General features: G+C 62.5%; 15 protein-coding genes. 13 read left to right on the forward strand and 2 right to left on the reverse strand.

The genetic code is table 11. From position 1 onward, the window contains the following. The first annotated feature begins 146 nt into the window (after window positions 1-146). From lon to KVY02_RS05735, 5 genes are all read left to right on the forward strand, one after another. Entirely contained in the window at window positions 147-2618 is a 2472-nt protein-coding gene (gene lon / locus KVY02_RS05715; protein ID WP_218314698.1) for an endopeptidase La, read from the forward strand. Between the two features lie 174 nt (window positions 2619-2792). Next, window positions 2793-4934 carry a PAS domain-containing methyl-accepting chemotaxis protein gene (locus KVY02_RS05720; protein ID WP_218314701.1) on the forward strand — a complete coding sequence of 714 codons (2142 nt, stop codon included), beginning with the start codon at window positions 2793-2795 and terminating at the stop codon, window positions 4932-4934. A gap of 189 nt (window positions 4935-5123) precedes the next feature. Next, on the forward strand, window positions 5124-7274 hold the full coding sequence (locus KVY02_RS05725; RefSeq protein WP_218314702.1) for a methyl-accepting chemotaxis protein: 2151 nt from the start codon (window positions 5124-5126) through the stop codon (window positions 7272-7274). Between the two features lie 130 nt (window positions 7275-7404). After that, window positions 7405-9249: a dihydroxy-acid dehydratase gene (gene ilvD / locus KVY02_RS05730; protein ID WP_081193648.1), complete on the forward strand. Its 1845-nt coding sequence runs from the start codon at window positions 7405-7407 to the stop codon at window positions 9247-9249. A 74-nt stretch (window positions 9250-9323) separates the two neighbouring features. Continuing rightward, window positions 9324-10379, forward strand: a complete 1056-nt coding sequence (locus tag KVY02_RS05735; protein WP_218314704.1) for an oxidoreductase — start codon at window positions 9324-9326, stop codon at window positions 10377-10379. A gap of 4207 nt (window positions 10380-14586) precedes the next feature. Here the strand turns inward: KVY02_RS05735 and nudE are convergent. Further along, window positions 14587-15201, reverse strand: a complete 615-nt coding sequence (gene nudE, locus KVY02_RS05740; protein ID WP_218314706.1) for an ADP compounds hydrolase NudE — start codon at window positions 15199-15201, stop codon at window positions 14587-14589. Between the two features lie 70 nt (window positions 15202-15271). Here nudE and yrfG point away from each other — a divergent pair, with 70 nt between their 5' ends. The 4 genes from yrfG (at window position 15272) to KVY02_RS05760 (ending at window position 19187) form a co-directional block, all read left to right on the forward strand. After that, window positions 15272-15919: a GMP/IMP nucleotidase gene (gene yrfG, locus KVY02_RS05745; protein ID WP_100731821.1), complete on the forward strand. Its 648-nt coding sequence runs from the start codon at window positions 15272-15274 to the stop codon at window positions 15917-15919. A gap of 78 nt (window positions 15920-15997) precedes the next feature. Further along, the gene (gene hslR / locus KVY02_RS05750) at window positions 15998-16387 is read left to right on the forward strand and encodes a ribosome-associated heat shock protein Hsp15 (protein ID WP_016913307.1); all 390 of its coding nucleotides are present in this window, start codon (window positions 15998-16000) and stop codon (window positions 16385-16387) included. A gap of 54 nt (window positions 16388-16441) precedes the next feature. After that, a complete protein-coding gene (gene hslO / locus KVY02_RS05755; protein WP_218314707.1) occupies window positions 16442-17317 on the forward strand; it encodes an Hsp33 family molecular chaperone HslO in 876 nt (291 codons plus the stop codon). A gap of 313 nt (window positions 17318-17630) precedes the next feature. Continuing rightward, entirely contained in the window at window positions 17631-19187 is a 1557-nt protein-coding gene (locus tag KVY02_RS05760) for a phosphoenolpyruvate carboxykinase (RefSeq protein WP_016913309.1), read from the forward strand. A 115-nt stretch (window positions 19188-19302) separates the two neighbouring features. On the opposite strand, the gene KVY02_RS05765 is transcribed toward KVY02_RS05760, so the two are convergent. Continuing rightward, complete coding sequence (locus KVY02_RS05765; RefSeq protein ID WP_218314708.1) at window positions 19303-20163, reverse strand: LysR substrate-binding domain-containing protein; 861 nt, start codon at window positions 20161-20163, stop codon at window positions 19303-19305. A 111-nt stretch (window positions 20164-20274) separates the two neighbouring features. On the opposite strand from KVY02_RS05765, the gene KVY02_RS05770 reads away from it, so the two are divergent. The 4 genes from KVY02_RS05770 (at window position 20275) to KVY02_RS05785 (ending at window position 25039) form a co-directional block, all read left to right on the forward strand. Next, complete coding sequence (locus KVY02_RS05770) at window positions 20275-20505, forward strand: DUF1127 domain-containing protein (RefSeq protein ID WP_256357577.1); 231 nt, start codon at window positions 20275-20277, stop codon at window positions 20503-20505. Window positions 20506-20694: 189 nt separating this feature from the next. After that, on the forward strand, window positions 20695-22047 hold the full coding sequence (gene gdhA, locus KVY02_RS05775) for an NADP-specific glutamate dehydrogenase (RefSeq protein ID WP_218314710.1): 1353 nt from the start codon (window positions 20695-20697) through the stop codon (window positions 22045-22047). Window positions 22048-22181: 134 nt separating this feature from the next. Further along, window positions 22182-22595 carry a nucleoside diphosphate kinase regulator gene (gene rnk, locus KVY02_RS05780; protein WP_218314711.1) on the forward strand — a complete coding sequence of 138 codons (414 nt, stop codon included), beginning with the start codon at window positions 22182-22184 and terminating at the stop codon, window positions 22593-22595. A gap of 89 nt (window positions 22596-22684) precedes the next feature. Continuing rightward, on the forward strand, window positions 22685-25039 hold the full coding sequence (locus KVY02_RS05785) for a Tex family protein (RefSeq protein ID WP_218314712.1): 2355 nt from the start codon (window positions 22685-22687) through the stop codon (window positions 25037-25039). Window positions 25040-25090 lie beyond the last annotated feature (51 nt).

The raw sequence follows: 25090 nt of genomic DNA on the forward strand, positions 1-25090 counted from the left end.
TCCACCAATAAGTACGCTGTCAAATGGCGCTCAGGGTTGAAGTTTTCCCTGGCTGCCCACATCCCAGTAACCATACGAAGCGGCGACAGTGGCAGGCAAACCACTTGCTGGCCACTGCTGCTGGTTACTGTGGATGGGGAGGGCGCATGAGCGACCAGGATTACGACCGCGATCACGAACACCTCGATTGGCTCGCCGCAGGCGAGCATTCGGACCGTCACGAAGAACACCACGCAGAACACCACGACGAAAACGACCACCGCTCGGATGGTGAGCGCACCCATTCACTGGTGCCTGCCAGCGATATGCTGCCCGAGCGTATTTATCTGCTGCCAATTCACAACCGCCCGTTCTTTCCCGCTCAGGTGCAGCCGCTGGTGATCAATCGTGAGCGCTGGGAAGAGACCATGCGCCGCGTTGGCAATACGCCACATCACACCATTGGGGTAGCGTTCGTAGGCGAGCAAGGGGTGGGCTCCCTGGGTCACGATGGTTTTCCCGAGATCGGGACAGCCGTCAAGGTGCACAAGCTGAAGAGCGAAGAGCAGCAGATCCAGTTCATTGCCCAGGGCCTTCAGCGTTTCAAGATTCAGCGCTGGCTCTCCAAGGAACCGCCCTATCTGGTGGAAGTGACCTACCCGAAAGAGCCGGTCAATGCCGAAGATGAAGAAACCCGGGCCTACGCCATGGCGATCATCAACGGCATCAAGGAACTGCTGCCCATCAACCCGCTGTACGGGGAGGAGCTGAAGCACTACCTCAATCGATTCAGCCCCCATCAGCCTGGGCCGCTCACCGATTTTGCCGCTGCCATCACCTCGGCCAAAGGCCCTGAATTGCAGGACGTGCTGGCCACGCTGCCCGTGGCGGAGCGCATGCACAAGGTGCTGCCGCTGCTGCGCAAGGAGATCGACGTTGCCCAGCTGCAAAGCGAAATCAGTGAGCAGGTCAACGCGCAGATGCAGGAGCGCCAGCGTGAATTCTTCCTGCGTGAACAGTTGAAGGTGATTCAGCGTGAGCTGGGTATCTCCAAGGGCGACCGCGAGAACGACGTGGATACGTTCAGGAACCGTCTGGAGTCTCTGGTGGTGCCGGAGCGTGTTCAGGCCCGCATCGACGAAGAGCTCAACAAGCTCAGCGTGCTGGAGACCGGCTCGCCGGAGTATGGCACCACGCGCAACTATCTGGACTGGCTGACATCGCTGCCCTGGGGTGTCACCAGCCAGGACAAGCTGGACCTTGGCCATGCCCGCGCGGTGCTGGACCGAGACCACGATGGCCTGAAAGACGTCAAGGAGCGCATCATCGAGTTCCTGGCCGAAGGCACGTTCAAAGGCGATGTGGGGGGCTCCATCGTGCTGCTAGTGGGGCCGCCGGGGGTGGGCAAGACCTCCATCGGCCGCTCCATTGCCGAGGCGCTGGGGCGTGAGTTCTATCGTTTCTCGGTAGGCGGCATGCGCGACGAAGCCGAGATCAAGGGCCACCGACGCACCTACATCGGTGCCATGCCCGGCAAGCTGGTGCAGGCGTTCAAGGAAGTGGAAGTTGAAAACCCGGTCATCATGCTCGATGAGATCGACAAGCTGGGCCAATCCTTCCAGGGGGACCCGGCCTCGGCACTGCTCGAAGTGCTGGACCCCGAGCAGAACGTGGATTTCCTGGACCACTACCTGGACGTGCGCATGGACCTTTCCAAGGTGCTGTTCGTATGTACGGCCAATACTCTGGACAGCATCCCTGGCCCGCTGCTGGACCGCATGGAGCAGATCCGCCTGTCCGGCTATATCGCCGAAGAGAAGCTGGAGATCGCCAAACACCACCTGTGGCCCAAGCTGCTGAAGCGCGACAACCTGCCGAAAAAACGCATCAACCTGACCGATGCCGCCCTCAAGCAGGTCATCGATGGCTACGCCCGCGAGGCGGGGGTGCGCCAGTTGGAAAAACAGCTGCACCGCATCGTGCGCAAGGCGGCGGTCAAGTTGCTGGAAGAGCAGGTGGAAACGGTCAAGATTTCGGTCAATAACCTGGAAGAGTTCCTGGGCGCGCCGCTCTTCCGCAAGGAGAAAGTACTCAAGGGTGAAGGGGTCGTGACCGGCCTGGCCTGGACCTCCATGGGGGGCGCTACGCTGCCCATCGAGGCGGGCAAGATCCATTCTCTGGACCGCGGCTTCAAGCTCACCGGCAAGCTGGGGGAGGTCATGCAGGAGTCGGCCAATATCGCCTACAGCTACACCTTGGGGCACTTGGCCGAGTTCGGTGCCGATGCCGACTTCTTCGACTCCGCGTTCGTGCACCTGCACGTACCAGAAGGGGCAACACCCAAGGATGGCCCATCGGCGGGGGTCACCATGACCACGGCGCTGCTGTCGCTGGCCAAGCACCAGGCCATCAATCGCCCGCTGGCCATGACTGGGGAGCTAACCCTGACCGGGCAGGTTCTGCCAGTGGGCGGGATACGCGAAAAAGTCATTGCTGCCCGGCGCAGCGACATTTTCGAAGTGATCCTGCCGGAAGCCAACCGCCGTGATTACGATGAGCTGCCGGAGTACCTGAAAGAAGGCATGACCGTACACTTCGCCAGCCGCTACCGGGATGTGGCCAATGTAGTGTTCCGGTAACCTGGAGTATGGCTATGTAATGACTTGGTGTGTCACGTGACGTCAAACCTTGCGATTAGCGCCGCTCTTTGAAGAGCGGCGTTTTTTATGTGGCTATTCAACGATTAATCACGATTGAGTAGGGTAGATAATGAAATCACTAAAAAAATATTGAATCACCCCTGGGGAGCAGCGATGCGTAACAACCAGCCTGTGACACAGCGCGAATACGTGCTGGATGAAGAAACCGTGCTGATTTCTCGTACGGACCTGAAAGGCAACGTGACCTACGCCAATGCGGCCTTTGTGGAGGTCAGTGGCTACAGCCGTGAGGAGTTGGTGGGCGCGCCCCACAACATGATCCGACACCCGGACATGCCCGAGGCCGCCTACGCCGACTTCTGGAAAACCATTCAGGCCGGCGGTACCTGGCAGGGCACGGTCAAGAACCGCCGCAAGAACGGCGACCACTACTGGGTCATTGCTACCGTGGCGCCGCTGCGCGACGGCGAGCGGATCGTGGGCTACACCTCGCTGCGCCGCAAGGCGTCTGCCAAGCGTATCGCCCGGGCCGAGCAGGTATATGCCGAGATTCGTGCCAAGGGCAAGTCACGCCGCTACCGCTTACACCAGGGGGCACTGATTCGGCGTGGCCTGGGTGGGCTCCTTGCTCGCTTTCAGTTCAGTAGTTTAAAGGCCAAGCTGACGGGGATGGTCATTACCGCGCTATTGTTGCTGGGCATGGCGGGTGGGCTTGGCGTTTATGGGCTGATGGTGTCGGGGGAGCGGTTGGATACGCTGAACCGCTCGGGACTCGAAGCGATTGCCAATCTGCAGCTGATGGAGCGCCAGGTGGGGCTCACCGTCGAACAGCTGGAACCCGCAGTGCGCAACCCGCGCCGGGTAGACTTGGTGGCCCTTGAAGCGCGGCTGCAAGAAGTCACTCAGTCGGTTCAGACCCTGTGGGAAGAGTATGAGTCGGATAGCGCAGCCGACCCTGACGTGCTGCAAGTGGTCGAAGAGTCGTTGAATGCCTGGATCACTGGCGTGACCAGCGCCATGACGGCCGTTAGCCAGGCCAATGGCTTCGCGGCGTTCGAGGCCTTCAATGATGCCGTGCAGCCCGCCACTGAGCAGTTGCGACAGTTGAGTGACCAGCTCGTCGATGCCGAGCGGGAAGGCGCCCATGCGCTAGTGGCTCAGGCGCATCAGGGGCGCCAGCAGATGCTGGTGGCGCAACTGGTGCTGATGGCCGTAGGACTGCTGGTGATGATTGGCTTGAGCGTGATGATCCTGCGCTCGGTGATGCGCAGCCTGGCAGGCGCGCGCTATATGACCTTCCAGATTGCCGCAGGTAACCTGGCCGCCCGCGAACGCCGACAAAGCAACGATGAGCTGGGAGAGCTGCTCTATTCGCTGGACACCATGCGTTTCAGCCTTTCCAGTATCGTCAGCGAGGTTGAAAACCGAGTGGCGGTGGTGACGCCTGCGATTCAGCAGATCGCCGCTGAGAACGAAGAACTGGCGTCACGCACCGAACAACAGGCCTCCTCGCTGCAGCAAACGGCCTCCAGCATGGAAGAGATGACCTCTACCGTGCAGCAGAATACCGACAACGCGCGCCAGGCCACCGAACTGGCTCAGCAAAACGCCAGCAGCACTCAGGAAACCCGCCAGCAAATGGAGCAGCTGGTAGAGCGTATGCAGCGTATTGCCCAGCGCGCCGAGAAGATGACCGAGATGATCGGCGTGATTGATGGCATTGCCTTCCAGACCAATATCCTGGCGCTGAACGCCTCCGTCGAGGCCGCCCGGGCCGGAGAGCATGGTCGCGGCTTTGCCGTGGTGGCCAGTGAAGTGCGCACCCTGGCCAGCCGCAGTGCCGATGCTGCCCAGGAAATCCGCAAGATGATCGACAGCACCACTCAGGAAGTCAGCGGTGGGCGCAATGCCGTGGAGCAAGCCGAAAGCGCCATCGAGAACGTCGTCCGCCAGGTCAACCAGGTGAGCGAGCTGATGGCCTCGATCAGCACCGCTTCCAGCGAGCAGAGCAGTGGAATCGGCCAGATCAATTCGGCGATTGCGGAGATGGACAACGTCACACAGCAAAACGCTACCAAGGTGCAGTCCATTGCTGCCTCCGCAGACAACCTGACCCTGGAAGCGTTCGAGCTGGCCAACGTGGTCGATGCGTTCCGCCTGGAAGGTGCCCAGGAAGAGAGTATTGCGGCAGCGCGGGAAAAACTGGCACGTGTGAAGAAAGCCGTTCCTCAGCAGCCTGATGCGTCGGCACGCCATGCGTTGCCCCACCAGGACGAGCCTTGGGAAACCTTCTGACGGAGTGCTGTGCTCAGCATCAATGAAAACCCACGATGTGTTTTGCCTATGCCACCCCCGGGTGGCATATTTTTTGCCTGTTTTTTATAACGACGGCTGCATATCAATGCGCGTCACTAGGTCGGCTTGGTAAAAGGAAGCGCTGGGTCATCAGGCGAAACATGCCTTTCAAAAAACACAGGGGACTTCATGAGCACATCTAGCCAGGCAACCCTTGAGCTGACAGACGATCAGGTGCTGATTTCACGCTCCGACCGCCAGGGTAATATCACCTACGTCAATCAGACGTTCATTGAAGTAAGCGGCTATTCACAGGCTGAGCTACTGGGCGAACCCCATCGTATTTTCCGTGATCCCGAGATGCCTGCTCAGGTCTTCAAGAACATGTGGGCCACCATCGAGCAAGGCAACACCTGGCAGGGGGTGGTCAAGAACCGCTGTAAGAACGGCGATACTTATTGGGTGCATACCACCGTGGCGCCACTGCTGGACGGTGAGCGGGTGGCGGGTTACACCGCCATTCGCCGCCGGGCATCGCACAAGGCCGTCACACGTGCTGCCAAAGGTTATAGCGCCATGCAGCAGGGGCGTGCCAGAGGGTTTATGCTCCATCGTGGTGCATTACGTCGCACCGGGGTGCGTGGTTGGGTGCAACGCTTCAGTTTCAGTAGCATGCAGGCCAAATTGATGGGCATGGTCGTCGCTGCGATTCTACTGCTGACGGTGGCAGGGGCCGCCGGTGTCTATGGCTTGACCAGTTCTGCCGAGCGGCTACGCACCCTCAACCAGACCGGCCTGGAAGGCATCGCCGACTTGCAACAGATCGAGCAGCGTAGCGCCCAGTTACTGCAGGTGTTGGAGCCTGCCGTGCGTAACCCTCGCCGCGTGGACCTCACTCAGCTCGATGAGCAGCTGGCATCCCTTCAGGAGCAAATCGAGCAAACCTGGCAAGGCTTTACCGAACAGCGTCAGCAGGCCAGCGGTGTGCAGCAAGGGTTGACCGCCCATTTGGCGACGTTTCTTGGTGGCTCGACCACCGCCATGACGGCGATTCGCGAGGGCAATGGCTTTGCGGCCTTTGAAGCCTTCAACGACATCGTCAGGCCCACCTCGGAGAGTATCAGTGCCACCATCAATCTGCTGGTAGATAATGAGCGCGCGGCAGCTCACAGCCTGATGGCCGATGCCGAGCGTCAGCAGCAGTGGCTGCTATGGGGCCAGGTGGGCGTGCTGCTGTTCGGTATCGCGCTCATGGTCGGGCTCAGCGTGGCGGTGTTGAAATCACTGCTGAAGTCGCTCAGCGAAGCCCGGCGTGTCACCTTTCAAATTGCCGCGGGCAACCTGGCCAACCGCGTCACCTTGAAGCGGGATGACGAACTGGGCGAACTGCTGGCCTCGCTGGAAACCATGCGGGCCAGCCTCTCAGGGCTGATTACCGAAGTGGGCAACAAGGTCGAGGTGGTCACGCCTGCGTCCGAGCAGATCAAACAGGAAAACGAAGACCTCGCTTCACGTACCGAGCAGCAGGCTTCGTCGCTGCAGCAGACGGCGTCCAGCATGGATCAGATCACCGCCACGGTGCAGCAGAATACCGAAAATGCCCGCCAGGCCAACCAACTGGCCATGCAGAATGCCGCCACCAGCCGTGAAACCGGCGAGCACATGCAGGCACTGGTGGAGCGTATGGAGCGCATTGCGGCCAGCGCCGACAAGATGAACGACATCATCAGCGTCATCGATGGCATTGCCTTCCAGACCAATATCCTCGCGCTGAATGCCTCGGTGGAGGCCGCCCGTGCCGGAGAGCAGGGGCGTGGTTTTGCCGTCGTGGCCAACGAGGTGCGCAATTTGGCGGGCCGCAGCGCCGACGCAGCAGGCGAAATTCGCCGCTTGATCGACACCTCTACCCAGGAAATCGCGGGTGGGACCAGTGCGGTAAAGCAGGCCGAGCAGGCCATCGAACAGGTGGTCAATCAGGTCATGCGCGTCAGCGACATCATGGAAGAGATCAGCACCGCGTCCGACGAGCAGAGCAGCGGCATCGCCCAGATCAATATGGCCGTCTCCGAAATGGACCACGTGACCCAGCAAAATGCTAACAGGGTGCAGTCCATTTCCAGCGCTGCCCAGCGGCTGACCAACGAGGCGCTGGATCTTGCCAACGTGATCGCGGCTTTCCGCCTGGAAGGGGCCGAGGAGGAGAGTAGCGAAATGGCGCGGGTTCGCGTGGCGCGTACCGAGCAATCGGCCAGCTTGCCGTCACCCTCGGCCACTCCGTCAGCGCCGCTCAAGCGCCCGGTGGCGAAGGCCCGTGCCGAGGAGGAGTGGGCAACCTTTTAAAGCGTGTCCGGTATTGGTTGTTCTCTACGTCTAGTCTAAGCGGGTCGCTCATGCCACAATCGAAGACCGCTGGATTCACCCGCCCGCCACCTCGTATGTGGCGGGCCATGATAAAGACGTAGAGGACACCATGCCCCAGTATCGCTCCCGTACCACTACCGCTGGCCGCAACATGGCAGGCGCTCGTGCCCTTTGGCGTGCCACCGGCATGAAGGATGACGACTTTCACAAACCGATCATCGCGGTAGCCAACTCGTTCACCCAGTTCGTGCCGGGCCATGTGCACCTCAAGGACATGGGCCAGCTGGTCGCCCGCGAAATCGAAAAAGCGGGCGGCGTCGCCAAAGAGTTCAATACCATCGCCGTAGATGACGGTATCGCCATGGGCCACGACGGCATGCTCTACTCGCTGCCTAGCCGCGATATCATTGCCGACAGCGTCGAGTACATGTGCAATGCCCACTGTGCCGATGCGCTGGTGTGCATTTCCAACTGCGACAAGATCACCCCCGGAATGCTGATGGCCGCCATGCGGCTCAATATTCCCGTCATTTTCGTCTCCGGCGGCCCCATGGAAGCTGGCAAGACCAAGCTGCTGGATCACGGCCTGGATCTGGTCGATGCCATGGTCATGGCCGCAGACGACAGCGTCGACGACGAAACCCTGGCAGAAGTCGAGCGCAGTGCATGCCCCACCTGTGGCAGCTGCTCGGGCATGTTCACCGCCAACTCCATGAACTGTTTGATGGAGGCGCTGGGCCTGGCACTTCCCGGTAACGGCACCGTGCTGGCCACCCACGCCGATCGCCGTCGCCTGTTCGAAACGGCGGGCCATCGTATCGTCGAGCTGGCCAAGCGCTACTACGAAGGCGAAGAGGCACACCTGCTGCCCCGCGCTATTGGCAACAAGGCCGCCTTCAAGAATGCCATGACCCTGGACATCGCCATGGGCGGTTCCACCAATACCATCCTGCACCTGCTGGCGGCGGCTCAAGAGGCAGAAGTCGACTTCACCATGGCGGATATCGACCGTCTTTCCCGTGAAGTGCCCCAGCTGTGCAAAGTGGCGCCCAATACTCAGAAATACCATATCGAAGACGTGCACCGCGCGGGTGGCATCATGGCCATTCTGGGCGAGCTGGACCGGGCGGGAGTATTGGATACCTCGGTGCCCACTGTATACGGTGACAGCCTGAAAGCCGCGCTGGACGAGTGGGATATCATGCGCTCGCCCAGTTCAGAAGTGGTCGAGTTCTTCAAGGCCGGCCCGGGGGGCATTCCGACCCAAACCGCGTTCTCCCAGAGCGCCCGTTGGCCAAGCCTGGATGGCGACCGTGCCACCGGCTGTATCCGCGACCTGGAGCACGCCTTCTCCCGTGAGGGCGGCCTCGCCGTGCTCTACGGCAACATCGCCCTGGATGGCTGTGTGGTCAAGACCGCCGGTGTAGACGACTCCATCCTGGTATTCGAGGGCAAGGCTCACGTGGTGGAGTCCCAGGATCAGGCAGTGGCCAACGTGCTGGATGGCAAAGTCAAAGAGGGCGACGTGGTGGTCATCCGCTACGAAGGCCCCAAAGGTGGCCCCGGTATGCAAGAGATGCTGTACCCCACCTCCTACCTGAAATCCAAAGGGCTGGGCAAGGCGTGCGCGCTGCTGACCGACGGCCGTTTCTCCGGGGGTACCTCGGGTCTGTCGATTGGTCACGTATCACCTGAGGCCGCCGCTGGGGGCGCCATTGGGCTGGTCGAGCAGGGCGATACCATTCTGATCGATATCCCCAACCGCACCATCAACGTACAGCTGAGCGATGCCGAGCTGGCCAAACGTCGCGAGGCCATGGAGTCGCGTGGCAAGGACGCCTGGAAGCCCGTCGAGCAGCGCCCGCGCAAGGTGACGCCTGCCCTCAAGGCCTATGCCCTGCTGGCCACCTCTGCCGACAAGGGCGCAGTACGCGACCTCTCCAAACTGGATTGATCGGCGTATCTCACAGCCCGCGCAAGCGGGCTGTTTTTTTGTGATATATCACCCAACACCTATCGAGGAGCGTCATGAAGGCGACGATCAATGTGGGCCTGGTCGGCTATGGTTTTGCGAGTAAAACGTTTCATGCACCGCTGATTCAGGCGGTACCGGGGTTGGAACTGGTGGCGGTGACTTCCAGCGATGCCAGCAAGGTGACCGCCGATTTGCCCCGGGTGGACGTCGAGCGCGAGGCCCTGGCGCTGTGTCAACGCAAGGATCTGGATCTGATCGTCATCCCAACGCCCAATGATACTCACTTTCCCCTAGCCAAGGCTGCCTTGGCGGCGGGCAAGCATGTGGTGGTCGACAAGCCCTTCACCGTCACGCTGTCGGAGGCCAGGCAGCTCAAGGCCTTGGCGGCGGATAAAGAGTGCCTGCTCTCGGTGTTTCACAACCGACGTTGGGACAGTGACTTCTTGACCGTCAAGGCGCTGCTGGCCGAAGGCACGCTGGGGCGAGTGACGGGCTTCGAATCCCGCTTCGATCGTTTTCGTCCGGAGGTGCGCGACCGCTGGCGTGAAAAAGCCGCGCCCGGGGGCGGCATCTGGTACGACCTGGGGCCTCACCTGCTGGACCAGGCCTGCGAGCTGTTTGGCATGCCCCACGCCATCCTGCTGGAGATCGGCGCGCGCCGAGACGCCGCCCATGCCGACGATGACTTCCTGGCCTTGCTGGAGTACGACGACTGCCGTGTCAGCCTGAGTGCAGGCACCCTGGTGGCCGAACCCACTCCCCGCTACCGCCTGCATGGCACGCTGGGCAGCTATGTGAAGATGGGACTCGACCCACAGGAAGCGCGCTTGAAAGCAGGCGAGACCCCCACGCCGCACTGGGGACAGGACATTCCCGGCACGCTCACCCTACGCGAAGGGCACGGCGAAGATGCCCCGCTGGTCAGTCACGAACACCCCTCCCTACCCGGCGACTACCTCGCCTATTACCAGGGCGTTGCCGACGCCATCCGCCAACAAGCCCCTCTCCCGGTTTCCGTCGAGGACGCCCTGCGCAGCATGACCTTGCTCGAAGCCGGCCTCGACAGCCACCGCCAACGCCGCTGGATAGCGTTGAAGCACCACTCATAAAGCTGCCCGTGTATTAAATGCCTGCCTGAATGTGGAGCGGCAGGGTGGTTTCGTGGCCTCACCGGGGCGGCTGGTGCCGCCTCCGCGGGTGCCTCATTTGCTCGTTGCTCTCGCTCAATCGTTACGCCGCGCTACGGGAGGTTGCATGTGCTTGGGAAGCGGGTTACCCGTAGCGCGGCGTAAGCGAAGCGCACCCGCGAAGCAGCGCGAAGAGCGCTGCCGGTGGGGGCTCGGGGATGGCGGTGGCACGGTGGGGGTTGGTGGCATGATCGGGGCGGCTGGCGCCGCCCTTCGCGGGTGCCTCTTTCGCTCGTTGCTCTCGCTCAATCGTTACGTTGCGCTACGGGAGGCTGCATGTGCTTGGGGGGCGGGATACCCGTAGCGCGGCGTAAGCGAAGCGCACCCGCGAAGCAGCGCGGAGAGCGCTGCCGATGGGGCCACATGGGGCGGCGGTGGCACGGTGGGTGATGGTGGCATGATCGGGGCGGCTGGTGCCGCCCTCCGCGGGTGCCTCATTTGCTCGTGCCTCGCAAGATTCGTTACGCCGCGCTACGGGGTGTTGCCGGAATTTGGAGGGGCGGGTTACCCGTAGCGCGGCGTAAGCGAAGCGCACCCGCGAAGCAGCGCGGAGAGCGCTGCCGATGGGGCCATCTGGGGTGATGGTGGCACGGTGAGAGATGGTGGCATGATCGGGGCGGCTGGTGCTGCCCTCCGCGGGTGCCTCATTTGCTCGTGCCTCGCAAGATTCGTTACGCCGCGCTACGAGGTGTTGCCGGAATTTGGAGGGGCGGGTTACCCGTAGCGCGGCGTAAGCGAAGCGCACCCGCGAAGCAGCGCGGGGAGCGCTGCCGGTGGGGCCACATGGGGCGGCGGTGGCACGGTGGGTGATGGTGGCATGATCGGGGCGGCTGGTGCTGCCCTCCGCGGGTGCCTCTTTCGCTCGTTGCTCTCGCTCAATCGTTACGCCGCGCTACGGGAGGCTGCATGTGCTTGGGGGGCAGGTTACCCGTAGCGCGGCGTAAGCGAAGCGCACCCGCGAAGCAGCGCGAAGAGCGCTGCCGATGGGGGCTCGGGGGTGGGCGGTGGCGCGGTTGGTTGTGGTGGCATGATCGGGGCGGCTGGCGCCGCCTCCGCGGGTGCCTCTTTCGCTCGTGCCTCGCAAGATTCGTTACGCCGCGCTACGAGGTGTTGCTGCAATTTGGAGGGGCGGTATAACCGTAGCGCGGCGTAAGCGAAGCGCACCCGCGAAGCAGCGCGGAGAGCGCTGCCGGTGTGGCCACATGGGTGGGCGGTGACATGGTGGGTAATGGTGGCCTCATCGGGGCGGCTGGCGCCGCCTCCGCGGGTGCCTCATTTGCTCGTGCCTCGCAAGATTCGTTACGCCGCGCTACGGGAGGCTGCATGTGCTTGGGGGCGGTATAACCGTAGCGCGGCGTAAGCGAAGCGCACCCGCGAAGCAGCGCGAAGAGCGCTGCCGATGGGGGCTCGGGGGTGGGCGGTGGCGCGGTTGGTTGTGGTGGCATGATCGGGGCGGCTGGCGCCGCCCTCCGCGGGTGCCTCATTTGCTCGTGCCTCGCAAGATTCGTTACGCCGCGCTACGGGAGGCTGCATGTGCTTGGGGGCGGTATAACCGTAGCGCGGCGTAAGCGAAGCGCACCCGCGAAGCAGCGCGAAGAGCGCTGCCGATGGGGGCTCGGGGGTGGGCGGTGGCGCGGTTGGTTGTGGTGGCATGATCGGGGCGGCTGGCGCCGCCCTCCGCGGGTGCCTCATTTGCTCGTGCCTCGCAAGATTCGTTACGCCGCGCTACGGGAGGCTGCATGTGCTTGGGGGCGGTATAACCGTAGCGCGGCGTAAGCGAAGCGCACCCGCGAAGCAGCGCGGAGAGCGCTGCCGATGGGGGCTCGGGGGTGGGCGGTGGCGCGGTTGGTTGTGGTGGCATGATCGGGGCGGCTGGTGCCGCCTCCGCGGGTGCCTCATTTGCTCGTGCCTCGCAAGATTCGTTACGCCGCGCTACGGGAGGCTGCATGTGCTTGGGGGCGGTATAACCGTAGCGCGGCGTAAGCGAAGCGCACCCGCGAAGCAGCGCGAAGAGCGCTGCCGATGGGGGCTCGGGGGTGGGCGGTGGCGCGGTTGGTTGTGGTGGCATGATCGGGGCGGCTGGTGCCGCCTCCGCGGGTGCCTCATTTGCTCGTGCCTCGCAAGATTCGTTACGCCGCGCTACGGGAGGCTGCATGTGCTTGGGGGGCGGGGTACTCGTAGCGCGGCGTAAGCGAAGCGCACCCGCGAAGCAGCGCGGAGAGCGCTGCCGATGGGGGCTCGGGGGTGGGCGGTGGCGCGGTTGGTTGTGGTGGCATGATCGGGGCGGCTGGTGCCGCCTCCGCGGGTGCCTCATTTGCTCGTGCCTCGCAAGATTCGTTACGCCGCGCTACGGGAGGCTGCATGTGCTTGGGGGCGGTATAACCGTAGCGCGGCGTAAGCGAAGCGCACCCGCGAAGCAGCGCGAAGAGCGCTGCCGATGGGGGCTCGGGGGTGGGCGGTGGCGCGGTTGGTTGTGGTGGCATGATCGGGGCGGCTGGTGCCGCCTCCGCGGGTGCCTCATTTGCTCGTGCCTCGCAAGATTCGTTACGCCGCGCTACGGGAGGCTGCATGTGCTTGGGGGGCGGGGTACTCGTAGCGCGGCGTAAGCGAAGCGCACCCGCGAAGCAGCGCGGAGAGCGCTGCCGATGGGGGCTCGGGGGTGGGCGGTGGCGCGGTTGGTTGTGGTGGCATGATCGGGGCGGCTGGTGCCGCCTCCGCGGGTGCCTCATTTGCTCGTGCCTCGCAAGATTCGTTACGCCGCGCTACGGGAGGCTGCATGTGCTTGGGGGCGGTATAACCGTAGCGCGGCGTAAGCGAAGCGCACCCGCGAAGCAGCGCGGAGAGCGCTGCCGGTGTGGCCACATGGGTGGGCGGTGACATGGTGGGTAATGGTGGCCTCATCGGGGCGGCTGGCGCCGCCCTCCGCGGGTGCCTCATTTGCTCGTGCCTCGCAAGATTCGTTACGCCGCGCTACGGGAGGCTGCATGTGCTTGGGGGCGGTATAACCGTAGCGCGGCGTAAGCGAAGCGCACCCGCGAAGCAGCGCGGAGAGCGCTGCCGATGGGGGCTCGGGGGTGGGCGGTGGCGCGGTTGGTTGTGGTGGCATGATCGGGGCGGCTGGCGCCGCCCTCCGCGGGTGCCTCATTTGCTCGTGCCTCGCAAGATTCGTTACGCCGCGCTACGGGAGGCTGCATGTGCTTGGGGGCGGTATAACCGTAGCGCGGCGTAAGCGAAGCGCACCCGCGAAGCAGCGCGGAGAGCGCTGCCGGTGTGGCCACATGGGTGGGCGGTGACATGGTGGGTAATGGTGGCCTCATCGGGGCGGCTGGCGCCGCCCTCCGCGGGTGCCTCATTTGCTCGTGCCTCGCAAGATTCGTTACGCCGCGCTACGAGGTGTTGCTGCAATTTGGAGGGTCGGGATACCCGTAGCGCGGCGTAAGCGAAGCACACCCGCGAAGCAGCGCGGAGAGCGCTGCCGGTGGGGGCTCGGGGGTGGGCGGTGGCGCGGTTGGTTGTGGTGGCATGATCGGGGCGGCTGGTGCCGCCTCCGCGGGTGCCTCATTTGCTCGTGCCTCGCAAGATTCGTTACGCCGCGCTACGGGAGGCTGCATGTGCTTGGGGGCGGTATAACCGTAGCGCGGCGTAAGCGAAGCGCACCCGCGAAGCAGCGCGGAGAGCGCTGCCGATGGGGGCTCGGGGGTGGGCGGTGGCGCGGTTGGTTGTGGTGGCATGATCGGGGCGGCTGGTGCCGCCTCCGCGGGTGCCTCATTTGCTCGTGCCTCGCAAGATTCGTTACGCCGCGCTACGGGAGGCTGCATGTGCTTGGGGGCGGTATAACCGTAGCGCGGCGTAAGCGAAGCGCACCCGCGAAGCAGCGCGGAGAGCGCTGCCGATGGGGGCTCGGGGGTGGGCGGTGGCGCGGTTGGTTGTGGTGGCATGATCGGGGCGGCTGGTGCCGCCTCCGCGGGTGCCTCTTTCGCTCGTTGCTCTCGCTCAATCGTTACGCCGCGCTACGGGAGGTTGCATGTGCTTGGGAAGCGGTATAACCGTAGCGCGGCGTAAGCAGAGCGCACCCGCGAAGCAGCGCGAAGAGCGCTGCCGATAACGGCGCAGGAGTGGTTAAACGGCGCTAGAGCAAATCAATGCCGTTGCTGCGCTGCTCTTCGCGTAATCGGTCGCGTGCGATGTAGAGGGCGGCGATGGCGCGTGCTTCGTGGAAGTCTTCTCGAAGCAGCAGTGCGGGGAGCTCTTCGATGGCGTGAGTTTCCACGATCAGCGGTTCGGGCTCGTCGCCGGGCAGGCGTTTGGGGTAGAGGTCGGTGGCGATCAGTACCTGCATGCGGTGTCGCATGTAATTGGGGGCCAGCGAGAGTTCCACCAGCGGCTCGATACGGTGGGCGCCAAAGCCGCACTCTTCCATGAGTTCACGGTTGGCGGCGGCCACGACATCCTCGCCGGGGTCCACCAAGCCTTTGGGCAGGGTGAGTACGTAGTCCTCGAAACCGGCCGCATACTCACGAATCAGCAAGACGTGTTCCGGGTCCGGCATGGCGATGATCATTACGGCGCCTCGGTCGGCACCGGTGAGGCGCTCGAACTGGCGCTCCTCGCCGTTCGAAAAGCGCAGGTCCAGCGCCTCGATCTGGAACAAGCGGCTTTGGGCCACGGGGTGGCGAGCCAGAATCGTGGGCTTGCGCGGGTAGCGCTCTGTGGCGTCGCTGGTGGTGGAATCGTCGCGGTCCATCATGCCTCCGTGGCTGCAAAAAACGGGTTACGCTACAATAGCACGCTTACTCTCAAAGACTGGAGTGGCCATGATTGATTGGCGCGAGATCGACACGGTGCTGCTGGACATGGATGGCACGCTGCTGGACCTTCACTTCGACAGCCACTTCTGGCTGGAGCATCTGCCACGCCGCTACGTCGAGCTGCACCAACTGGATCAAGCCAGTCAGGAAGCGCTGAAGAGCCGCATCATCGGTGAGCAGGGCACCCTCAACTGGTACAGCCTGGCCTATTGGAGCCGCGAGCTGAACGTCGATATCGTGGCCCTCAAGCGTGAAGTACAGCACCTGATTGGGTTACGTGGCGATGCGCTGGATTTCCTGGGCTGGCTCAAGCAGGCCCATCCTCGTGTGGTGCTGGCCACCAACGCCGACCGTGCCAGTCTTGCACTGAAATTGCCGCTCACCGGGTTGGAAAACTACCTGGATGCCATCATCTCCTCGGAAGACGTTGGCGCTGCCAAGGAGGAGCAGGCCTTCTGGTTTGCGCTGCAGGAGCGAGAGCCCTTCGACCCCGCACGCACCCTGTTCATCGACGACAACGCCCGGGTGCTGGAAAGTGCCAGAGAGTTCGGAATCAAGTACTTGCTAGGCATCAAACAGCCTGATAGCCAGCGGCCCGAGAAGGAGCTGCAAGAGTTCGTGGCTCTGGACCGATTTGCCCAACTGCTGCCATGAGTGCGGCCTGGGCATCGGCCACTGAGTGATCCGCCAGTGGCGACCTTCAGGGGCAGCCAATAGATTAGGAGAGTGCCAATGAGCGACAGCGTTCGCCTGGACAAGTGGCTATGGGCTGCACGGTTTTTCAAGACCCGCGCCCTGGCAAAGAAAGCGATAGAAGGCGGCAAGGTTCACTATAACGGTGAGCGTGCCAAGACCAGCAAGAACGTCGAGCTGGGGGCGCTGATTCGCGTGCCCCAGGGCTGGGACATTTACGAGGTGGAAGTCACGGCGCTTTCAGACCAGCGCAGGGGCGCACCTGAAGCACGCACTCTGTACGCCGAAACCGAGGCCAGCGCCCAGCGTCGTGCCAAGGAAGCCGAGGCGCGTCGGCTCACCAACGAAGCGATGCAGCACCCCCTCAAGCGCCCCGATAAGAAGCAGCGCCGCGATATACACCGATTTCAACGCCAGCAGGGCGAGTAGCGTCGCTGACGCCTGCCTTGCCGACGTTCCCCTTTCTCTATTCATGGTTTCACTATGTCTGATCAGATCCAGCGTTTCCTGTTTGACCAAACCAACGTGCGTGGCGAAATCGTCACGCTGAGCACCGCCTATCAGGAAGTGCTCGATCGTCATGCCTACCCACCGGCGGTCAATGCCCTGCTGGGCGAGCTGCTGGCAGCGGTGGCTCTGCTGACCGATACGGTCAAGCTGGACGGTACGCTCAGCATCGAAGTGCGCGGCCAGGGCGCGCTGGCGCTGCTGATGGCAGAGTCCAACCCGGGCGGTGAGCTGCGCGCCATTGCGCGTATCGCCGAAGAGGCCGCGCTGCCCAGCGAGCAGGCCAGCTTCCGTGAGCTGGTCGGTGACGGCCAGATCATGATCACCCTGGACCCCAAGGAGGGGCACCGCTACCAGGGTATCGTGGCACTGGATCACGATACGCTGAGTGGCTGCCTGGAAGCCTATTTCGGCCAGTCCGAACAGCTACCTACCCGGCTGTGGCTGGCCGCCGATGGTCAGCGAGCGGGTGGGCTGCTGCTGCAGCGCTTGCCGGATGCCTCGCAAAACCAGGACGTGGATGCCTGGGAGCGCAGCGTGCACCTTGCCGAAACGCTCAAGAATGAAGAGCTGCTGGGGCTGGAGCAGCGTGAGGTACTGTATCGGCTCTATCACGAAGAGACCGTCAGGGTCTTCGAACCCAAGGCGCTGCGCTTTGGCTGCACCTGTTCACGGGAGCGTATGAGCCATGCGCTGCACACTCTGGGCAAGGAAGAGTTGATGGATATTCTTCAGGAGCAGGGCGCCATCGACACCCAATGCCACTTTTGCCACACGAAATATCACTACACCGCCGCAGATATTGAAATTTTGTTGGAAGACCCGGGCGCACCACCGCCAGTCATTCACTGATTGTGTAGTCGGCTGCTGATGGGGTGGGCTTCCAGGCCGCCTGGCGCCACCCCAGAGGAGACAATGCGCTCGGCGCATCCAGCAAACGGTTGTTTGAAAATATACTGCGCTGCAACACAAAATGTAGTGTCATTGTAGTAGTTTAACTACAAGATATTTGCGAGAAGCCCCCGTTTCCCGGGGGCTTTCTTTTTGCCATAATGCGCCGGACTTCAGCGCGCCCAGCCCGTTCGCGAGTGGTTGGGATGACTTTTAAAGGCGTCGTACGACGCCCGGTAAACGAGATAAACGGCCGCAAGGCCCAGGAATCGACATGACCACGACTCAAGCCGCTCCTCAAGCCCACGTCAATCTCAGCAGCGCCGAACTGATCGAGCGCGCCGTGGCCCGTGGTGAAGGTCGCCTCTCGGCGAACGGAGCCCTGGTAGTCAACACCGGCGTACGCACCGGGCGTTCACCGAAAGACCGTTTTATCGTCGATGAGCCCTCTACTCGTGACAGCATCGATTGGGGCAGCGTCAACCGCCCGTTCGACGCCGAGAAGTTCTCGGCGCTGTGGGCGCGTGTCGAAGACTACCTGGAAAGCCGTGAGCGCTTCGTGGCCGAGCTGCACGTGGGCAGCGACAACACCCACTACCTGCCGGTACGTGTCACCACGGAAACGGCTTGGCAAAACCTCTTTGGCCGCACCATGTTCGTGCGCCCGCTGGCCTACAACCAGGCCGCCAAGGAAGAGTGGACCATCCTCAACGCTGCAGGCTTCGAGTGCGACCCGAACCGTGATGGCACCAACTCCGACGGCTGCGTAATCATCAACTTTGCCGAGCGCAAGGTGCTGATCGCTGGCATGCGTTACGCCGGTGAAATGAAGAAAGCCATGTTCTCGGTGCAGAACTACCTGCTGCCCGCCGCCGACGTGCTGCCGATGCACTGTTCTGCCAACGTGGGTGAAGATGGCGAAACCTGCCTGTTCTTCGGCCTCTCGGGCACCGGCAAGACCACGCTCTCAGCGGATCAGGCGCGCTTCTTGATTGGTGACGACGAGCACGCCTGGGGCGACGGCATTGTCTTCAACATGGAAGGCGGCTGCTACGCCAAGTGTATCGACCTTTCCGAGAAGAACGAGCCGGTCATCTGGAACGCCATCAAGTTTGGCACCGTGCTGGAAAACGTCGTGCTGGATGACCGCCGCGAGCCGGACTACGCCGACGACAGCCTGACCCAGAACTCCCGTGCAGCTTACCCGCTGGAGCACGTCGAGAAGCGCGTGGCCGAAAACCTGGCGGGTGAGCCCAACGCCATCGTATTCCTGACCTGCGACATGTCGGGCGTACTGCCGCCGGTGTCCATCCTGTCCAAGGAAGCCGCGGCCTACCACTTCCTGTCGGGCTACACCGCCAAGGTCGGCTCCACGGAAATGGGCTCTTCCGAAGGTCTGGCGGCAACGTTCTCTACCTGCTTTGGCGCGCCGTTCTTCCCGCGTCCGGCCCGTGAATACGCCGACCTGCTGATCAAGCGTGTCGAAAAGAAAGACGCCCAGGTGTACCTGGTGAATACTGGCTGGACCGGTGGTGCCTACGGTGAAGGCGGCTCGCGCTTCTCGATCCCCACCACGCGCGCCATCATCAGCGCGATTCAGTCAGGCATCCTGCGTGATGTCGAGACCAGGCACATCGACGGCCTGAACCTGCAAGTGCCGCTGGCCGTGCCGGGCGTGGACTCCAGCCTGCTGGACCCCCGCGACACCTGGACCGACCGCGACGCCTACGACCGTCACCTGCAAGACCTGGCCACCAAGTTCGTGGACAACTTCAAGAAGTTCGAAGGCATCAACGAAGCGATCATCAAAGCTGGCCCGCAGCTGACCTGATACTCGCTGTTTCATCGCTTCAAGGGAGGATGCCTGGCATCCTCCCTTTTTTGTGCTTGTGATTTTGTGCTTCCGTCAGGCCATCCTGGACTGGTTCGCCTGGGCGTACAGGCCCTTACAAACGAAACCCCTCCGCAATGTGCTCTGCGAGGCTATCGATGATCGGTGACTGGGTCTGGGAAGTGCGTTGCAGCACGATGGAGGCCTCGGGGAGAGCAGGGTAGCCCTCCTGTCTGCCGAGAATCAGCATGTCGGGGGTGACCAGGCTGTGCATCCAAGCAGAAACGGCCAGCCCAGCCCCGACCACGGCCTGCAAGGTGGCCAGGCTGGGGCTGCTGTAAGCCACGCGATAGGTCTTGCCCGCGCGGTCCAGCGCATGGCAGGCATGGCGGCGGCAGAAGCAGGGGGCTTCGAACATGGCCAATGGCACCGGCGTTTGTAGATGGATGGCGTGGTCGGCGGCCGTCACCCAGACGGTGGGTTCGCGTCTCAATAGCGTGCCGATCTCATCGCCTACCTCCCGGGTCATGATGATCAGGTCGAGGCTGTCCGGGGGCTGTCGTGAGAGTACCGATGAAGGAGCGCAGTGCACCTCGACATCCACCAGTGGCCATGCTTGGGAGAAGGTTTTCAGGATCCCCGGTAGAAAGCGCATGACGTAGTCGTCGGGCACGCCCAGGCGCACACGACCCACCATATCGGGCTGGCGCAAGAGCGTCAGCGCCTCACCCTGTAGCGAGAGAATCTTGCGCGCATAGCTCAGCAGCGTATGGCCTTCGCTGGTCAGCAGTAGCTGCCGATTCTGGCGAACGAAGAGGGGGCGTTGAATGACATCCTCCTCCAGGCGCTTCATCTGCATGCTTACCGCCGACTGGGTGCGGTTGACCGTCTGCGCCGCGCGGGTAAAGCCGCCCTGGTCGACAATCGCCACAAAGGTGCGCAGCAGTTCATGATCGATGGTCGGTAACGTTGCCATGAGGTATCAATCTGTTTGATATTATGGATAAGGAGTATTCGTTGGATTGATTTTAGGCGCTCTTTGATACTTCTTCCACACCCAGAAGGAGAGATCGACATGGAGCGCATCATGACCTGTGTAAACGAGCGTCACGCATTATCAGAGCGGCAGCCGAACGTGGTGGAACGCCGCCGCACCCCTTGGCGGGTCAGGCTGGCGCGATGGCGGCAACTGCGTCGCGAGCGCTATGCACTACAGCAGCTCAACGATGACCTGCTCAAGGACATTGGCTTGAGTCGTGAAGTCGTGCAGCGTGAAGCCAGGCGCCCTTTCTGGGATGATCGCGGCTGGCGTCGTTAAAACAACGTTTATCAAATTTGGTTAATGCACCAATAGTGGGCAAAAAAAGTGCGACTTTAGTCGAGTTGCAGCCGGTTTTTTGCCCATACCAAACCGGCATAGGGTATGCAGAAAAACGCCGTCACAGTTAAATACCGTCATGCGCTGGCCAGCATAACGACAGTCTCATTACGGTAACGGTACGACGCCATGCCCTACGTTCATGACACCCTTGCGCGGCTAGCCAAGAGTAGCCCTGCCCAAACCGAGTTCTATCAAGCCACCGAGGAAGTGCTCGAGTGCTTGCGCCCCCTGTTCGAGCGCTCGCCGCACTATCACCAGCACAGTATCATCGAGCGTATGATCGAGCCTGAACGGCAGATCATGTTCCGTGTCAGTTGGCTGGATGACAAGGGTCGGGTGCAGGTCAACAAAGGGTATCGAGTGCAGTTCAACTCGGCCCTGGGACCTTATAAAGGGGGGCTGCGGTTTCATCCCAGCGTGACCGCAGGCACCATCAAGTTTCTGGGGTTCGAGCAAATTTTCAAGAACGCGCTGACCGGCCTGGCGATTGGCGGCGGGAAGGGCGGCGCGGACTTCGACCCCAAGGGCAAGTCGGACAACGAGATCATGCGCTTCTGCCAGTCGTTCATGACCGAGCTGTACCGCCACGTGGGGCCCCATAGCGATGTGCCCGCCGGCGATATCGGCGTGGGTGCCCGCGAGATTGGCTATCTGTTTGGCCAGTACAAGCGGCTGACAGGACGTTACGAAGGCGTGCTGACCGGCAAAGGGCTGAATTGGGGCGGCTCGCTCGGGCGCAAGGAGGCCACCGGCTACGGCGCGGTCTACTTTGCCCAGAACATGCTGGCCGCCCGGGGGGAGAGTCTGGCAGGCAAGACTTGCCTGGTGTCCGGCGCGGGCAACGTTGCCATCTATACCATCGAAAAGCTGCTGGAACTCGGTGCACTACCAGTGACCTGCAGTGATTCCAAGGGCATGATTCATGATCCTCGAGGCATCGACCTGGGGCTGCTCAAGCGTCTGAAGGAAGTGGAGCGTGTTTCCCTGGAGGCTTACCTTCACGAGCATCCTGAGGCACACTATGTGGCGGCACGGGATTACCCCGCCGATGGCCATGCCGTATGGCGACTACCGGCGCAGGTGGCGTTTCCCTGCGCCACTCAGAACGAACTGACCGAACAGGATGCCCAGGCGCTGATCGCCAACGGGGTGAGCTGTATCAGTGAGGGGGCCAATATGCCCTCTACCAAGGCCGCCGTCGAACGCTTTATTGAAGCCAGGCTCGCTTATGGCCCTGGCAAGGCCGCCAACGCCGGTGGCGTGGCCACGAGCCAGCTGGAAATGGCCCAGAACAGCAGCATGGAGCAGTGGTCGCTAGAGAAAGTCGATGACAAACTCAAGCGCATCATGGCCGATATCTATCAGCAGTGTGCTGACACGGCAGAAGAGTTCGGCGAACCCGGTAACCTGGTGCTCGGTGCCAACATCGCAGGCTTCCGCAAGGTGGCCGATGCCATGATCGAGCAGGGCGTTACCTGATCATGCCAGTGGCCTGGTTCAATGAGTTACCGGGTCACTTTAAATAAGTTATCCTGCATATGGCAGATATTCACAGTCCTTTCCCTTTGGGGAAGGGCTGTTTTTTATGGTCGGTATCATCAAGGAGAGAGACCATGGGGCAGCGTCCTCCAATCATCATCAACCGTCTCGATGCAGAGCGTCTGCAGCGACTGATCGATCAAGCACCGGAAAAGGATCAGATGGTGGCGGAATTGCTCGAAGAAGAGCTGCTGCGCGGTGAGGTGCTCGACCCGCAGGACATTCCCGATAACGTTGTGAGCATGAATAGCCAGATCCGCTTCACCGACCTGACTCGTGGGCGGCAAATGATCCGCACGCTGGTCTATCCCCATGCGCTGGCCAGCGTGGAAGACGGTATTTCCGTCATGGCGCCGATCGGGGCCGCGCTGATTGGCCTCAAGGTGGGCGATGTCATCGAATGGCCGCTGCCTAATGCCACCGAAGTGAAGCTGCGGGTGGATGCCATCTTCTGGCAGCCCGAGCGGGAGAAGCAGTTCCACCGCTAGGGCGGTCTCGGGCGCGCAAGCCATGCCAGCACAGGTGCTTTGTGGTACCGTGTCGGCACCTCGAAGGCTGCATGAGCTGGTTGCACGTTATGGATGTCAAACAACGGATTATTGCGCGCCTGGCGTCAGAGCTGGGCGTACGACCTGAACAAGTCCTGGCCACGGTGGAATTGCTGGATGGCGGTGCCACCGTGCCCTTCATCGCCCGCTACCGCAAGGAAGTGACCGGCGCGCTGGACGATACTCAACTGCGCCAGTTGGATGAGCGCCTGCGTTACCTGCGCGAACTGGAAGAGCGGCGCGAAGCCGTGCTGGCGGCCATCGATGAACAAGGCAAGCTGGACCCCGCGCTCAAGGCCACCATCGAGGCCGCCGACACCAAGCAGCGCCTGGAAGACCTCTACCTCCCGTTCAAGAAAAAGCGCCGCACCAAAGCCCAGATTGCCCGGGAAGCCGGTCTCGAACCCTTGGCGGATGCGCTGCTGGCCGACCCCACCCTCGACCCGGAAAACGAAGCGGCACGCTACCTGCGCCCGGCAGAAGGGGAAGTACCTGCCATCGAAGATGCCAAGGCCGCCCTCGACGGTGCCAAGCAGATTCTGATGGAGCGCTTTGCCGAAGACCCCGAGCTGATCGGCCAGCTGCGTGAGCGGCTCTGGCAGGAAGGCGAGCTGAGCGCCCGAGTGCTGGAAGGCAAGCAGCAGGAAGGCGCCAAGTTTTCGGATTACTTCGAGCACGACGAAAAACTCGCCAGGGTGCCCTCGCACCGTGCGCTGGCCATGTTCCGTGGCCGCAACGAAGGGATTCTGGGGCTGGCCATCCGTTTGCCCGGTGAAGAAGACGCCCCGGTGCATCCTGCCCAGGTGGCCATTGCCCGTCAGGTCGGTATTCGCGATGAAGGGCGCCCGGCCGACAAGTGGCTGGGCGAAGTGGTGCGCTGGACCTGGCGTGTCAAACTCTACACCGCACTGGAAACCGAGCTGCTGGGCCGCCTGCGCGAACAGGCCGAGCAGACCGCCATCGATGTCTTTGCCGCCAACCTGAAAGACCTGCTGCTGGCGGCCCCGGCGGGGCAGAAAGTCACCCTGGCGCTGGACCCCGGCCTGCGTACCGGCTGCAAGGTAGCGGTCATCGATGCCACCGGTCAGTTCATCGACCAGGCCACCATTTACCCCCACGCTCCCCAGAACCGCTGGAACGAATCGCTGGAGGTGCTGGCGCGGCTGGTCAAGCAGCATCGCGTGCAGCTGATTGCCGTGGGCAACGGAACCGCCAGCCGTGAAACCGACAAGCTGGCCGGGGAGCTGGTGAAGGCGCTGTCGCCCGCGCAGCCGCTGAGCAAGGTCATGGTGTCGGAGGCTGGGGCATCGGTATACTCGGCGTCGGAATACGCGGCCCGTGAGCTGCCCGACCTCGACGTCACCATCCGGGGGGCGGTCTCGATTGCCCGCCGCCTGCAGGACCCGCTAGCCGAGCTGGTGAAGATCGAGCCCAAATCCATCGGGGTAGGCCAGTATCAGCATGATGTCTCCCAGGTGCAGCTCTCGCGCAGCCTGGAAGCCGTCATCGAAGATTGTGTTAACGCGGTGGGCGTGGACCTCAACACGGCCTCCAGCGCGCTGCTCTCCCGAGTGGCTGGCTTGAGCGCCGCGATGGCCGAAAACATCGTCGCGCAGCGCAACCTGCAGGGTGCCTTCAAAAGCCGCAAGGAGCTGCTCGGCGTCAGCCGTCTGGGGCCCAAGACATTCGAACAATGCGCCGGTTTCCTGCGCATCAGCAATGGCGACAACCCGCTGGATGCCAGTGCCGTTCACCCAGAGGCCTATACCCTGGTCGAGCGCATCGCCAAGCAGAGCGGGCGTGACCTCAAGGGCCTGATTGGCGACAGCGCTACCCTCAAGGCGCTGAAGCCCGCCGATTTCGCCGATGAGCGCTTCGGGGTGCCCACCGTCAGCGACATTCTCAAGGAGCTGGACAAGCCAGGCCGAGACCCGCGCCCGGAGTTCAAGGCGGCGGAGTTCCGCGAAGGCGTCGAAACGCTCAAGGACCTCACCCTGGGCATGGTGCTGGAAGGCACGGTGACCAACGTGACGCACTTCGGCGCGTTCGTGGATATCGGGGTTCATCAGGATGGCCTGGTGCATATCTCGGCCTTGTCCGAGCGGTTCATCGACGACCCGCGCAGCGTGGTCAAGGCGGGTGACATCGTCACCGTCAAGGTGATGAGCGTCGATATTCCCCGCAAGCGAGTCGGGCTTTCCATGCGTCTCAGTGATGAACCAGAGCAGCCTGAGCAAAACGGCAGCCGCGCCGTTCAGGAGCCGCGCAAGCCTGCGCGCAGCAGCCGTCAGGCGAGCCAGCGCCAAGGGCAGCAACAGGGCAATGCACCAGCGGCCATGGGCGCCCTGGGTGCCGCGTTGTTGAAGGCCAAGCGGGGCAAATAGTCGCGTGTCTTGAAAAACACAGGGTTGCCGCCATATCCTGCCCATTATTCC

The organism is Halomonas sp. 18071143, from assembly GCF_019211725.1.
GTDB lineage: Bacteria > Pseudomonadota > Gammaproteobacteria > Pseudomonadales > Halomonadaceae > Vreelandella > Vreelandella stevensii.

What these genes read in the sequence shown, in the direction of transcription:
- rnk (WP_218314711.1), top strand. Translation starts at nt 22,182, where the DNA reads ATGGGGCAGCGTCCTCCAATCATCATCAACCGTCTCGATGCAGAGCGT.
- KVY02_RS05785 (WP_218314712.1), top strand. Translation starts at nt 22,685, where the DNA reads ATGGATGTCAAACAACGGATTATTGCGCGCCTGGCGTCAGAGCTGGGC.
- gdhA (WP_218314710.1), top strand. Translation starts at nt 20,695, where the DNA reads ATGCCCTACGTTCATGACACCCTTGCGCGGCTAGCCAAGAGTAGCCCT.
- ilvD (WP_081193648.1), top strand. Translation starts at nt 7,405, where the DNA reads ATGCCCCAGTATCGCTCCCGTACCACTACCGCTGGCCGCAACATGGCA.
- hslR (WP_016913307.1), top strand. Translation starts at nt 15,998, where the DNA reads ATGAGCGACAGCGTTCGCCTGGACAAGTGGCTATGGGCTGCACGGTTT.
- KVY02_RS05720 (WP_218314701.1), top strand. Translation starts at nt 2,793, where the DNA reads ATGCGTAACAACCAGCCTGTGACACAGCGCGAATACGTGCTGGATGAA.
- yrfG (WP_100731821.1), top strand. Translation starts at nt 15,272, where the DNA reads ATGATTGATTGGCGCGAGATCGACACGGTGCTGCTGGACATGGATGGC.
- nudE (WP_218314706.1), bottom strand. Translation starts at nt 15,201, where the DNA reads ATGGACCGCGACGATTCCACCACCAGCGACGCCACAGAGCGCTACCCG.
- lon (WP_218314698.1), top strand. Translation starts at nt 147, where the DNA reads ATGAGCGACCAGGATTACGACCGCGATCACGAACACCTCGATTGGCTC.
- KVY02_RS05725 (WP_218314702.1), top strand. Translation starts at nt 5,124, where the DNA reads ATGAGCACATCTAGCCAGGCAACCCTTGAGCTGACAGACGATCAGGTG.
- hslO (WP_218314707.1), top strand. Translation starts at nt 16,442, where the DNA reads ATGTCTGATCAGATCCAGCGTTTCCTGTTTGACCAAACCAACGTGCGT.
- KVY02_RS05770 (WP_256357577.1), top strand. Translation starts at nt 20,275, where the DNA reads ATGACCTGTGTAAACGAGCGTCACGCATTATCAGAGCGGCAGCCGAAC.
- KVY02_RS05735 (WP_218314704.1), top strand. Translation starts at nt 9,324, where the DNA reads ATGAAGGCGACGATCAATGTGGGCCTGGTCGGCTATGGTTTTGCGAGT.
- KVY02_RS05760 (WP_016913309.1), top strand. Translation starts at nt 17,631, where the DNA reads ATGACCACGACTCAAGCCGCTCCTCAAGCCCACGTCAATCTCAGCAGC.
- KVY02_RS05765 (WP_218314708.1), bottom strand. Translation starts at nt 20,163, where the DNA reads ATGGCAACGTTACCGACCATCGATCATGAACTGCTGCGCACCTTTGTG.